The organism is Rhodanobacter sp. ANJX3, from assembly GCF_014200755.1.
Classification (GTDB): domain Bacteria; phylum Pseudomonadota; class Gammaproteobacteria; order Xanthomonadales; family Rhodanobacteraceae; genus Rhodanobacter.
Map to the genome: position 1 here is coordinate 209770 of NZ_JACHCM010000005.1, position 13113 is coordinate 222882.

At 62.4% G+C, this 13113-nt stretch carries 12 protein-coding genes; 1 reads left to right on the forward strand and 11 read right to left on the reverse strand.

The genetic code is table 11. The annotated features are described in order from the left end of the window. Positions 1-46 precede the first annotated feature (46 nt). The 9 genes from HDE76_RS14995 to HDE76_RS15035 form a co-directional block, all read right to left on the reverse strand. A complete protein-coding gene (locus HDE76_RS14995) occupies positions 47-847 on the reverse strand; it encodes an ABC transporter ATP-binding protein (RefSeq protein WP_184508760.1) in 801 nt (266 codons plus the stop codon). Beyond that, positions 844-1692, reverse strand: coding sequence for an ABC transporter permease (locus HDE76_RS15000; protein WP_184508762.1), 849 nt, complete (start codon positions 1690-1692; stop codon positions 844-846). Before HDE76_RS15000 ends, HDE76_RS14995 begins: the two co-directional genes overlap by 4 nt. Further along, entirely contained in the window at positions 1689-2702 is a 1014-nt protein-coding gene (locus tag HDE76_RS15005) for an ABC transporter substrate-binding protein (RefSeq protein WP_221262433.1), read from the reverse strand. Before HDE76_RS15005 ends, HDE76_RS15000 begins: the two co-directional genes overlap by 4 nt. A gap of 225 nt (positions 2703-2927) precedes the next feature. After that, complete coding sequence (locus tag HDE76_RS15010; protein WP_221262434.1) at positions 2928-3806, reverse strand: c-type cytochrome; 879 nt, start codon at positions 3804-3806, stop codon at positions 2928-2930. 89 nt (positions 3807-3895) lie between these two features. Beyond that, positions 3896-4888, reverse strand: a complete 993-nt coding sequence (locus HDE76_RS15015; RefSeq protein WP_221262435.1) for a PQQ-dependent catabolism-associated beta-propeller protein — start codon at positions 4886-4888, stop codon at positions 3896-3898. Then, positions 4885-6150, reverse strand: coding sequence for an ABC transporter substrate-binding protein (locus HDE76_RS15020; protein WP_184508764.1), 1266 nt, complete (start codon positions 6148-6150; stop codon positions 4885-4887). Before HDE76_RS15020 ends, HDE76_RS15015 begins: the two co-directional genes overlap by 4 nt. Next, positions 6147-8009 carry a quinoprotein dehydrogenase-associated putative ABC transporter substrate-binding protein gene (locus HDE76_RS15025; protein WP_184508767.1) on the reverse strand — a complete coding sequence of 621 codons (1863 nt, stop codon included), beginning with the start codon at positions 8007-8009 and terminating at the stop codon, positions 6147-6149. The genes HDE76_RS15020 and HDE76_RS15025 overlap by 4 nt, the downstream gene beginning before the upstream one ends. A gap of 152 nt (positions 8010-8161) precedes the next feature. Further along, on the reverse strand, positions 8162-10102 hold the full coding sequence (locus HDE76_RS15030; RefSeq protein ID WP_255481619.1) for a PQQ-dependent dehydrogenase, methanol/ethanol family: 1941 nt from the start codon (positions 10100-10102) through the stop codon (positions 8162-8164). A 453-nt stretch (positions 10103-10555) separates the two neighbouring features. Continuing rightward, a complete protein-coding gene (locus HDE76_RS15035) occupies positions 10556-10918 on the reverse strand; it encodes a c-type cytochrome (RefSeq protein WP_184508768.1) in 363 nt (120 codons plus the stop codon). Here HDE76_RS15035 and HDE76_RS15040 point away from each other — a divergent pair. Then, positions 10905-11333 carry a hypothetical protein gene (locus HDE76_RS15040; protein WP_184508770.1) on the forward strand — a complete coding sequence of 143 codons (429 nt, stop codon included), beginning with the start codon at positions 10905-10907 and terminating at the stop codon, positions 11331-11333. The two genes, HDE76_RS15035 and HDE76_RS15040, sit on opposite strands and share 14 nt — an antisense overlap. A 113-nt stretch (positions 11334-11446) precedes the next feature. On the opposite strand, the gene ung is transcribed toward HDE76_RS15040, so the two are convergent. Both ung and HDE76_RS15050 read right to left on the reverse strand, forming a co-directional pair. Continuing rightward, positions 11447-12157: a uracil-DNA glycosylase gene (ung, locus tag HDE76_RS15045; protein ID WP_184508772.1), complete on the reverse strand. Its 711-nt coding sequence runs from the start codon at positions 12155-12157 to the stop codon at positions 11447-11449. A gap of 14 nt (positions 12158-12171) precedes the next feature. Beyond that, entirely contained in the window at positions 12172-13014 is an 843-nt protein-coding gene (locus HDE76_RS15050; protein WP_179478150.1) for a response regulator, read from the reverse strand. Between the last annotated feature and the right edge of the window lie 99 nt (positions 13015-13113).

The following is a 13113-nucleotide window of genomic DNA, read 5'->3' on the forward strand; positions in this document are numbered from 1 at the left end:
GGGCGCGCGGCCCACAGCGCCAACCACCACACCGAGGCACCAGACTTCACACACCCTCCTTGCCATGCCGGCTTTCGTCCGGGTCAGACCCGGTCATTTCGGAGAGCAGCCCTTGATGGCGTGCCAGCAGCCGACGGCTGAGATCCGAAACCTCGGGACTGTTCAGATCGTGACTATCCGTCGGCTCGACGCGATAGTCCAGTACGACGCGCGCCGGCGTATCACCCAGAAACAGTATGCGATCGGCGAGCACGAGTGCCTCATTCAAATTGTGGGTAACGAACAGCACCAGCGGCCGCACGCGCGCGCGCAGCCGTCGCAGCAATTCGCGCAGCTGATCGGCAGCCGCTGGGTCGAGCGATACGAACGGCTCATCCATCAACAGCAGCCAAGGTTCGACCACAAACGCCCGCGCCAGCGCCGTGCGGCGCTGCATGCCGCCGGAGAGGTGGCGTGGCCACGCATCGCGGGAAGCCCGCAGCCCGACTTCGTCGAGCAAGCTATCCGCGCACGAAACATAGCTGCGATCGCGCGCCAGACGCTCGGCTTCCGCCAGCCGCACGTTCTCGCCAACCGTGAGCCACGGCATCAGCCGCGGTTCCTGAAACACCATGCCCAGGCCCGACGGTGACTGACCGGGCGCGGCCAGCGGCGCGCCGTCGTAGCGAATCGCCCCGGTGTAGTCGGCGTCCAGGCCGGCGACCATGCTCAGCAGCGTCGTCTTGCCCACGCCGGAAGGTCCGACGATGGCGACGAATTCGCCGTCGGCGATGGTGATGTCGACATCGGCCAGCACCGCGACATCGTCGAAGCGTTTTTCGATGACATGAATGTTCAAGCCTTTCATTTGCGCCACCGCATCGCGCGTTTTTCCAGAGGCCGCATCACGCCGGCTTCGATGATCATGACAAGCGCAGCAAACGCCAGCGTGTACGCCAGAATGCTGGTGATGTCGAAATATTGAAAAAAGACCGACAGTTCAAAACCCACGCCATTGCTGCGTCCAAGCAACTCGGCCACCAGCACGATTTTCCAGATCAGCGCTAGACCATTTCGGGCCGAGGCGATCAGGTACGGATAAAGCTGCGGCAGGATCACCCGCCGCAACGTCACCGTGCGCGGTACGCGATACACCTGCGCCACCGCCAGCAGCCGCGCGTCGATGGCCCGCGACCCTTCGCGCACGGTCACCACCACGACCGGAATCTTGTTGAGGGCCACGGCCACGATCACGGCCACTTCCGTGAGCCCGAGCCACAAGTAACACAGGATGGTGATGACCAGCGCCGGGATGTTCAGCGCAAGCACCAGCGGACCGTCCAGCAACAGGTTGAGCTTGCGCGAACGGCCCATCATGAAACCGATCACGGTGCCTATGCTCATGGCGACGACGAACGCCGCGAGCACGCGCGCCATGGTGATACCCAGTTCCAGCGGAAGCTGACCGCTGCGGGTGTCGCGATAGACAGCGGCGAGCACCGCGACCGGCGCGGGCAGCATATTGCTGCCCGCCAGTTGCGCCGCGATTTCCCACACCAACGCCAGACCGATCAGCGACGCGACGCGCCACAGCCACCCGCGCCCCGACGGCAGTGACCCACGCCACCGTGTCAGCGCCACCACCTGCGTCTCGGGCCTGCCGCCGGCTCGAGGCAGTTCGCCAGTACCCGCGCGATGACGGACAGAACTCATGGCCGACGGAATCCGCTCCAGAACACATCCGCCGGCAGCTCGCTCGTGCCACCGGTAAGTTCGCCGTGGCTTTCTTCGGCGACCAGATGAAACAGTTGTCCGGCGGCCTGGATTTCGGGTGCGCCGAAGCGGTTGACGATGCCATCTCGGTAACCCTGCCGGATCGCGGCGAAGACCGCATCGTTTTCGGGTTTGACCTTGCTGCGCAGCGGCTGCCAGGCGGCATCCGAGCGCGCCAGCTCCTGCTTGGCATCGTAGGTCGCGGCGATAAAGGCCCGCAGGGCATCGCCGTGAGTTTCTGCCCAGCGTTGCGAAAATACCCAGCCCAGCAGCGGCGGGTCGGTCTTGACGCCCAACCCCTTGAGCATCTGCTCCACCGTAATCACCGGCTGCATGCCTTGTGCAACGAGGCTGGCGCTGTACTGCCAGAAGTTGATCGCGGCCGGAAGCTCGCCATCAAGCATCTGGTGATTGAGCAGCGGCGCTGCGGCGAACTGTGGTTTCACTGCAGACTGCAGATCGATGCCGTACGTCTTGCGCGCGTAGGCACGCGCGATCAACCAGCTCTTGTCCACCGGGCCGCCCGCCACGCCGAAGCGTTTGCCGTTGAGGTCGGCGAGCGAATGGATTCCCGCCTTCGGATTGGCAACGACCTCGCCGACCGTCCGGGAAAACGGCACAAACTGGTAGTCCTGACCGCGTGATCGCAGCGTCGCGACCCAGAACCAGTCCGAGACGACAAGATCGACGCTGCCGCCCAGCAACGCCACCTTCAAGGCGTTCTCCGACGCCAGCGGCACCACCGCCAACCGGATGCCATGCTTGCTCGCGAAACCGAGCCTCTGGACGGTATCGATTTCCCACCCGACCGAGCCGAACTCCAGCACTCCGACCCGCAACTCGGGAACGTCGTGCGCAACCTCGGCGCGCACGGCAGGGGTTGGCATCATCGTGAGGAGCGCGGCACAGAACAGCGCGAACATGCGCGTGATGAAATGAGTCGTTGCCATGTTCACTCTCGCCTGTCCGCGTTTCATATGACTACCGCTCCTGCGCAACGCGACGAGTCATGCTGAGCTTTCCCGATGCACGCCGATGTGACCTTCGTATCGCAGCTTAGACCACTGGACGTGCGACGTTTGCTGAGCGATGCCGGACACGCGCAGTCACGGACGGTAGCCCGTGCTGCGTCGTAACTCGGGGCGAGGTCATTGAGCCTTCACCTGCATCGCGACTTACCGCGCGTTCGCGCCATCCCACGATGAGGCCGTGCTGGCATGACATACCTTCGCCGTCGCACGGTGCGCGGTGGCCCACGCTACAACGGCGGCACCGGGATCGAGCGTCGGTGCACGATCCAGGCTTGCCTGGTCCTTCGTGTTCATCGACTTGATCCAGGTGATGATCTTCCACAGGTCACCCGCCTTGGTAATCGTCGTGCCGCCTTGCTGTGGCATCAGGGCGGGAGTTTCCGGGCTTATCCGTGCGAAACCCGCCTCCTGCAGTTTCTGGCTTCCCAGTGCAACGAGGCGGAACAAGGTGTCGTCGCTCGGACCGTAGATCCACACGCCGTTGTTGAGTGGCGGACACATGCCGCCACCGCCGTTGCCACCATGGCAGGCATTGCAGCCGTGATTGAGAAATTGCTCGTGACCCTGGGCGGCGATGGTGCCGTTCTTCGGATCGTAGGGGTTTTTCAGCGAACCTTTCGCGGCCTTGGCGACCACGTCCACCGGGTTGTCGTCGTAGCCGGTTATCGCGTTGACGGCTTCCGTTTTGGCCACCGCGTTGGTCCAGGTTCCGTTCGCCACCTTGTCCTGCAAATCCGAAAATTCGACCCGATCCAGCTGGCCGTCACCGTTTTCATCGGCGGCTTTGAAGTTCAGGTTGGGCATGGCGGCCAGGGCTTCCTTTTCGGTCACGATGCCGGTGTGCCCGGTGTCCATCGACTCGTACGTTGCCGGGACATGAATACTGGCGGCACTCGCCGGAGCAGCCGACGAACCGGCCTGCCCCGCTGGCGAACCGGCCAGGCTGTTGGTGGCGAGCGCCAGGCTGATACCGGCTACGGCAAAAGCAGCAGCAGTGAAGCTATACAGGGTCTTTCGTAACATGGGCCTCTCCTTCGAATAGCTGTACGAATCAATCATTTCTGCGGGTGTTTACGCACCACCACCGTCACTGCGCGTCGCCAGCCAACCGCTCAGGGCACCACAGCAATGCCCCACGGCAAGCGACCGACGTTTACCGAAACCTCGGGCTTGAGCGATTTGGTATCGACGACCGTCACATCGTTGGTGAAGCCGTTGACGACATAAAGCTTCGACCCGTCGGGAGACAGCGCCATGTGCCACGGCCGTTGTCCCACCACGATGTAATCGCTCACTTTGTATGTCTTTGTATCGACCACCGCGACGTGGTTCGCCGGCCCCAGCGCAATGAACGCCTGCGAGCCATCCTTCGACATCACGATATCCACCGGCTGGATGAACTCGGCGCGCATGCCGGGGATGGCAAAGTTGATCGTCTGCACGACCTGATGCGTAAGCCCGTCGATCACAGACACCGTGCCGCCGACCTCGGACGACGCCCAGACGTAACGCCCGTCGGGCGTGAACGTGGCCACGCGCGGACGTGCACCCACCAGCACGGTAGCGACCAGTTTCAGCGTCTTGTTGTCGATGAAATGGACCAGGCTGCTGCCTTCGGAGGTCGCCACCGTGATCTGGTTGTCCGGGCTCACGCGCATACCCTCGGGCTCCGAGCCCACGGGGATTTGCGCAAGCACTTTGCCGGTCATCGCTTCCAGCACGGTGACCTGCGAGTTGTCTTCATTGGCGATGTAGACGCGGCTGCCGTCGTTGCTCAGCGCCAGCAGTTCCGGGTCGGCTCCCGACGGCAGCGTACGCGTCACGGCGAGCTTGGCCACCTCGATGACATCGATGCGGTTGCTGTCACCTACGCACACGTACACCCATTTGCCGTCCGGCGACGCCACCACGCCGCGCGGGCGCTGGCCGGTGGGGATGGTCTTGATCGTCTTCAGCGTGTTGCTGTCCAGCACCGTCACCGTATTGCCGCGCTCGTTGGTGACGAACAGCGTCGCCGACCATGCTGGCGGCGCCGCCAGCATCAGCAGCAGCAAACACATCGCGGCAAAGCGCCCGTGGGGCCGCTTGGGTTTGGCTGTCTTCATTTGGCGAACTTGCATTGGCTTTGCGGTTGATCGACGCCGAGGGTGTCGGTGTTGTACACGGGGTGCAGAAAGCCCGGCTGTGGCGACACAGACACCAGCGACAGCTGATCCATCAGCAGGATCGGCTGTCGCAACTGGTTGTCCCAGGCACGAAAGTTCATGCTCTCGCCCTTGTAGCCGGCGAGCTTGAGGCTGTCGGCGCTGATGTATTTGCGGATCGCATCGACGTTGCGGGCGCTGCCCTGCTTCACCGCCATCTCCAGCAGACTGGCCGCGAGCCAGCCTTCGTAGTCGCGCACCGTGATCTCGCGATTGGCAAGCTTCAGGAAATCGTCGTGCAGCGTCTCCGCCGCGTAGGACTCGTACGCGGCGCCCCACGCCGTCGCCTCGAGGCCGTCGGTGCCCACGACGGGCCGCGGATCGGTGGTCCGGTATTGCAGGTAGAGTCCGAAGGAATTGGTTTCGTCGGCGACGAAGGCAACGTCGTAATCCGGCACGCCGCGCGTCAGCATCGGCATCTGCGTCTGGATTTCCTGATAACCGGTATCCACGCGGCGCGCGCCGGTCTGCAGCTCGTACGCGCGTTCGGCCACGATTTTGGCGCCATAGAGCTCGGCCGAACGCGTGATGTCGTTGGCGTACTCCACATCCTCCGGATGCTGGCCGCGCACGAGAAACCAGCGCGTCCATTTCTTCCACACCAGATACTGCGCCAGCGCATCGGTGAGCATCGCGTTGCTGGGAATCAGGTGGAAAACATCGACGCGGCACTGGGTCTGGCGCAGCACGTCGTCGCGCGCGCGAATGTTGAGGATGATCGCGTTTTTTGCTTCCGGCAAATCGGCGACCGCCAGCAGGTCCGGCGCTTTCAGATCGGCAATGATGAGGTGCTCACCGGCGGCCAGCAGTTTTTTTGCTGCGGCGACCACGTCGCCATCCTCCGGCAGCATCGTCTCGTCCAGCACGTACTTCAGGTCCAGGAATTTTCCCGCTTGGTTGTTGTAGTTGGTTCCCAGACGCACACCGGCAAGCCCTTCGTCAGGAATGACCGCGGGTTTGAGCAGCGACAGTGGCGCCGGCTCACGGTAGGCCTTGCCCAGATATGCGTAGTGCGTGACGAATTCGTTGCTCTTCGCTTCGCTGCTCGCGGCTGGCTTATTGGCCTGCTTGCTGGCTGGTTTGCTCACTGGCGCCGCCGAGCCTGCCGCGGCGAGCGCCGATGCAAGCACGGCAGCAATAATGATGGCGATGCGTCGCCTCATCGTGGCGGCTCCGCTGCAGCACCGCTCGGACTTTGCACGGGCGCGAAGCGGCTCATCACGTCGAGTGTCTGTATGGACGCGTCGCTGCCGTTTTCCTTGGCGATATCGAGCGCGGTTTTGCCGTCGTCGGAACGCGCGTCGACTTTCGCGCCGGCCTGGATCAGCAAACCGATCAGCGGCGCGTTGTCATGGCCGGCGGCGACCATCAGGGCGGTGAGTCCGCTCTTGCTGCGGGCGTTCGCATCAGCGCCCTTGCTGACCAGCAACTTGCCCACCTGCTGCGGGGCAACGCCATCGCTGAGGTACAGGCCGTCGTCGACGGGAACATTGCCGCTGCGCTCCGCCTCCAGGTGCGTGGCCACGATCATCAACGGCGTCAGACCGTTGGCACCGCAGGCCGCGTTCGGCGAGGCGCCCGCATTGAGCAGCGTGGTGGCGGCCAGGAAACTGCGGTTTTCGAGCGCGCCGCACAGCGGGGTCAATCCTTTGGCATCTTTCACCGTCAGGCTGGCGCCGTGCTGCAGCAGCGCCTCCACCGACGGCACATGATCGCGTTGCGCCGCGGCCATCAGCGGCGTCACGCCGTCTCCGTTGCTTGCGTTGGCGTCCGCACCCAGCTGGAGCAGCAGCTTGACGGTGTCGGAGTCGCGGGCGCCGGCGGCACTGGTCAGCGGGGTGGCGCCCATCGAGTCGCGTGCATTGAGATCCGCCCCATGCGCGGCGAGAAACTTGATGCGCGCAGCGTCGGATGCCACCACCGCCTGCGCCAGTTCGGCACTGCGGTCGGCGCCTGCGGCGAGCGATTTCTTGATGTCCTGCAGCGTGACGGTTTCGCCGGGCGCCGTCTGCGATGTGTCGACGTGGATCAGCTCCGTATCAAGCGGCTGCTGATAGCGCGCGTAGCTGCTGGCGCCCATCGAATAGGGTCCGTGCGACGGCAGGTTGCCCTGCACCACGCATTCGCTGCACTGGACCAGCGGCACGCCAAAGTCGTCGAGAATCGCCTTGATCTTGTCTGCCGATGCATCCAGCGCGTTGTCCAGCGCATATTTGAGAACCACGTCGTTTTCGCGCACGCCGATGGCCATGGCGTATTCCAGCTGCACGTCGTTGGACATCAGGTTGACCGGTTGCAGCACGATCGGCGCGTGTTTCTTCACCTGCGCGTAAGCGGCAAACGGCCCCCATGTGCCCACCACGTCGAGCTTGCCGTCCAGCACCTGTTCAACCTGCCGCCACTGCTGCAGGGCGCCGTTGTTACTTTCGGTGTCGTAGCTGACGCTTAGCACGTGGACATCATTCTTGATGCCATTTTCGGCCAGCGCCTGGCGCACGGCCGAGGTCTCGTACACGCCGACGCGCAGCTTCTTCAGCGCAGGGTCGGTGAGGCTCTTGATATGGATGCCACTGTCCTTGCCGTACGCGAAAACGTAGGTCGAACGATAGATCGGGTCGGTCATCAAAACGCCGGAAACGCTGTCCGGAATATCGACCACGAGATCGCAATTTCCCAGCGGCTCGGCCGCGCTGCCGAAGGCTCTTTTCACGAATCCAGATTCCAGATAGGACATCCAGTAGAAACGCACCGTCGTGTGCATGGCCTTGGCCAGCACTTGGACGATCTGATTATCGATGCCGTCGCCATTGCGGTCCGAAAACGGCATGTTGGCCGGGTCTGCACAGGCCGTCAGCGGACGCATCTGCTGGTGCAGGGCGGCGTCTTTTGCAGCGGTCTGGTCGGCCGCCGTCATCTCGCTGAACTTCTGATCGAGGTCGTAATAGGTTTTTTCCTGCGCCGGCGCCAGTCCGGCCGCCGTCAGCGCGAGGCATCCAGCGAATATTGCAGTGCCGAATTTCATTTCATTGACCGCACTTTGAAAAGACTTTCCACGTTCGTTGCCGGCACGTGACGTTTGCGCATCGAAGCCGGGGTTGCACGCGGCAACCCCGGCCCGACTTCAACATGCAGCGTTGATTCGCACACTTCTACAAATCAACGCTGCACACGCTCTCACTTTGTGGTGTCGACGGCCTGGTGTTCCGATCCGCCGAGGCGGAACGTATACAGGGTGCCACCCAGCGGCACGAGGTTGAGATTGGTGGACTTGGCCATGGCCGTCGCACCAATCGCACCGTACTCGTCGCTGAAGTTCAGACCCGCAGAAACCGGCAGGCCGCTCCAACCGCCGATGCCGGCGAACACCGACACGTACTGCTGGCCGTTGATCTTGTAGCTGATCGGGTTGCCGATGATGCCCGAGCCCAGGTTACGCACCCACAGCTCCTTGCCGGTCTTGGCATCCACCGCGCGGAACTTGCCGAGCATGTCGCCATAAAAGACCACGCCGCCAGCGGTTACCAGCGCGCCACCCCAGGTCTGGTACTTGTTAGGGTTCTTCCAGACGATCTTGCCGGTGTCGACGTCGAAGGCCTGGACCTGGCCCGCAAGGCCGGCCGTGGGCTCATACATGTACACATTGGCGAACGCGTAACCCGAGCCCTGCTGCGTGCTGGTGCGCTTCAGCGGCGTATCCTCCATGCACCACTGGTTGGTAGGCACGTAGAACACCTGTGGGTTGCTCGGATCCACCGCCACCGGCTGCTGATCCTTGCCGCCCATGGCGCCCGGGCAAGCCTGCACGGCCTTGTCGACGCCGAACGGCGAATGCGCCTTGACCTTGATTGGGCGATCCGTGCCGCCCACGTCGATCTTCTCGGCCCAGTTCACCGGAACGAAGTTGTGTGCGCGCAGCAGCTTGCCATCTCTGCGGTCCAGTACGTAGGCGAAGCCGTTGCGGTCGAAATGCACCAGCACCGGGCGATTCTTCTGGCCGTCGATGTCCATGTTGACCAGGACACTCTCGTTGATGGCGTCGTAATCCCACTCGTCGAACGGCGTCAGTTGGTAGGCCCACACCATCTCACCCGTGGAGGCGTTGCGCGCAATGAGCGAGAGCGACCACTTGTTGTCCTGGGTGCCGTCGTTGCACTTTTCCCAGGTGTCGTTTTTGCAACGATACGAAGGACTCCACGTGCCGGGATTGCTGGTGCCGTAGTAGATCAAGTTCAGCTTTGCGTCGTAGCTGATCCAGCCCCATACAGTGGCGCCGCCGCGCGTGTGTTCGTCCCCCGGATACTCATCGACGCCGCGAAAGGTTTTCAGGGTGCCATGCTTCGGTACGGCCTTGTTGGTGTCTGCCGTCATGCCCACATCTTTGGCGGTGCCGTTGTTGAAGAAGCCCCAGACCTTCTTGCCATCGTCGATCGAGTAGGCCGCAATGCTGCCCCGTGCCGCAAGCTCCGCACCACCGTAGCCGATGATAATGTTCTTGCCGGCAATCACGCCCGCGCCGGTCATGGTCTGACCCTTTTCCGGCGAGGCGAGCTTGTCGCTCCAGTCCACCTTGCCCGTCATGGCATCCAGCGCGATCAGATAACCGTCCAAGGTATGGAAGATCACCTTGCCGTCGGCGTAGTTGAGGCCGCGGTTGACGGTATCGCAACAGGCGATAGCAACGGCGCTATCGTCACGGCCGTCCTTCTTGACGTAATTCCACACCGTCACCGGCTCATCCGGGTTGGACAGATCCAGCGCCTGCACGACGTTCGGCCAGCCGCTGACCAGAAACATCATCGGCTTGCCGCCCACTTGTACAACGATCGGCTGACCTTCTTGGCCACGCAATGAACTGAGCGACTGGCTCCACATGAACTGCATGTTGCCTGCGTTGCCGGCGTTGATCTGCGTCAGCGGACTGAAACGCGTCAACTCGTTGTTGCGACCCGGCGCGGGCCACAAGTCCGGGTTTTCTGCGCTCTTGGCGATGCTTGAAGTCGCGCTCATATCGCTTGTCTGGGCCACCGCCGTCGCACCGACGGTCAACCCCAGGCCGGCCAGCATGGTGACGCACCACGTAAACCGCCGTGAACGGCCACTGTTTTGAGAACTCATGGTGATTTCCTCTCCTCTGCGTGTCACTGAAAATCATTCTGGACGTTGATCCAGGGATGGCCGCCTACCGGGTCTTTGGTCCTGTAGCGCGCCGGCTGTCCGGCTATTAGCAGCCGCACGCCGACGTCCTGCACGCAGCCGTTGTATTACTGAGTGGGATAACTGCAGATTGCGTGCCAGATGCCAGCGCCGAAATAGCGCCTAGATTCAACGCATTGGAGACGCCCATGCAGGGTGGTCTCGATGGGTGTCACGAATCCGGCACATCGTTGTACCGGCCACATGACACTCGTCATTAAAAGGGGACGAAGGAAGTTAAGCGACGGCGTCGGCTTTTGCGATCGACAGCAGCATGCGTGCGCCCCAAGCAACCACAGCGCATGGCTTCACGAGTACAGCCACTTGCCAATCAGCTTCAACAAGCAAAAACGTGATGGATCGCGTGACTGTCGATCAGCCGGACGGCGAAGACCCACCGGCAATCAGATCGAGCTGGCGTGACTTGATGTAGTCGTAGATCGCATGGATGTCCTTTTCCCCGAACACGCCCGCCCACGACGGCATGCCCTTGGCCGATCTGCCGGCCAGCACCGTGGCGAGAAACTGCGGGTACGTCATGCCATTGGCCATCGACTTGCGCAGATCCGGCGCGTACGCGCCACCCACCGCATCTTTGCCATGGCAGCGGAAGCAGTAGGCGCCGTACTTCTCGTAGCCATGAGAAACCGCCGGCGTCACGCTGGTCTGATCCGCGGCAGTGAACACCGCGATATCGGTCTGCACGCTCCTGCCGTGGATGTCCTTGTATGTATTCATCGACACCGCAGCATTGGCACCCGACTTCGGTGTACTCGCCGCAGCCAGTGTGCTGGGTTGGGCTTCGGTTTGGCCGTCCGACATATTGGAACTGGCTGCATGGACGTCAAAGGCGTGGAAAAAGAGCGCTGTTGCGCAAAAAAACAGGCTCAACACTTTCCGTAGCGGTTTGATCATGAGGCATGCACTCCATGAAAAGATGGTGGGCAGGGCATGGGAAGAATCACAGAGCAGGCGTATCGTCCTGCGCGCCGTGGATACCATGACCGGACACCTGCACGACATGCTTTTTTCAGATCGCCCGAAGGTGTCGCGTGTCGTTCTTGATGATCGAATCGAGCCGGATTTTAAGCGCGAGATCGTCTTTGCGCGCGGCCACCGACATAGGGAACGAATACATCAGACAAACCGGTAGAGCACACGTAATGAGCAACGACGAAAACGTCAGATCCGCAAAGTTTTTGAAGCAGGCGCCAATGGTCGGCTGCCATCTAATCAACACGTCGAGCACGCCGTTTTCGTCATCTTCTAGCACGCTGCGCGCGGCAGCGACCAGTCGATCGGGGCGCTTCCACGCTCTTCCAGATAGCGATTGGCCGCGGAGAAATGTCCGCAGCCGATGAAGCCGCGATGGGCGGAGAGCGGCGACGGATGGACGGATTTCAGCACGCAGTGGCGCGTGGTATTGATCAGCTGTCCCTTCTTCTGCGCGTACGAGCCCCACAGCAGAAACACGATGCCCTCGCGCTCGCGGTTGAGCGCGTCGATCGCCCGGTCGGTGAAGCCTTCCCAGCCTTTGCCCTGATGCGCGTTGGCCTGCCCTTCTTCCACGGTGAGCACGCTGTTGAGCAACAGCACGCCCTGATCGGCCCACGAGGTGAGGCAGCCGTGATCGGGTCGCGGAATGGCGAGATCGCGCTGAATTTCCTTGAAGATGTTTTCCAGCGACGGCGGCACGCGCACGCCCGGTCGCACGGAAAAGCACAGGCCGTGCGCCTGACCGGGGCCGTGATACGGATCCTGACCGAGAATCACCACGCGCACCTTGTCGAATGGCGTGTGATCGAAGGCGGCGAAAATTTCCGGGCCGGGCGGATAGATTTTCTTGCCGGCCTTTTTTTCGCTGCGCAGAAAAGCAGCCAGCGACTGCATGGCCGGGGTCAGCAAGGCGTCGCCGATGCGCGCCTTCCACGACGGCTCCAGTTTGATGTGATCGCGTTTGACCTGTTCGTCGCTCAAGCCGTCGAACTCACTTACGCGCCGGTGGCGCGACTGCGCAAATGCTGGGCCACGCGCAGCTGAAACAGCAGCTTGGTCACCAGCAGTTTCTCCTCGACCGGCTTTTCGACCAGATCGTTGGCGCCGGCCTTGATCAGGGCGGCTTGGTTGGCCGGGTTTTCATCACCGGTCATCACCAGCACCGGCAGCCGGCCCTTGCCGTAGCCGAACTCGTTGCGGATGCGCTCGAGCAGATCGCCGCCGGTGAGCTCGCCTTTCAGGCTCACGTCGGTAAGCACTACGTCGGCACCGGTCCAGCCCAGGACCTTGTCGGTTTCGAGCATGGCCAGCGCGTCTTCGACGCTGACTACATGACGCACGGTGAGGCCGATCTTTTCGAGCATGCGGCGCGTGGCCAATGCCACCACGCGGCTGTCCTCGACATACAGCACGGTGCCTTCGGCCTGCATCTGCGGGCTGACATAGCCGCGGATAAATTCGGCCAGCGCCTGCAAGCCCAGCGCCTTGTCGAAATAATCGGTGACGTCCTCGCCGAGCGAGCGGCGCAGCAGGCGATCGTCGACATCGCCGGAAACCACCACGATCGGCACGTAGGCCTGCGACGCGGTGGAACGCACGGATCGCGCCAGGTCGAGCCCGTCCATGTCGGGCAGACGCAGCGCAATGGTAATGAAGTCGAAGGCACTCTCTTGCAGCAGCTTCAGCGCGTCGGCGCCGCTGCCGCTGCCGATGACCTCGACTTCGGGTAGCTCGGCCAGCAGCACGCGGGTCAGCAGCTGGCGCACCACGCGCGAACCGTCGACCACCAGTACGCGCGGCGCTGTCGTGGTGAGACGGTTGCTGATGGTCGCGATCATTGCGTTAGTCAACTTGCCTTACTCGTTGCCGTACGTGCTGCGTGAATCTTCAACCCTACTATCTCAACATGTACGCGAACGAACCGCGAGCATGCCTGG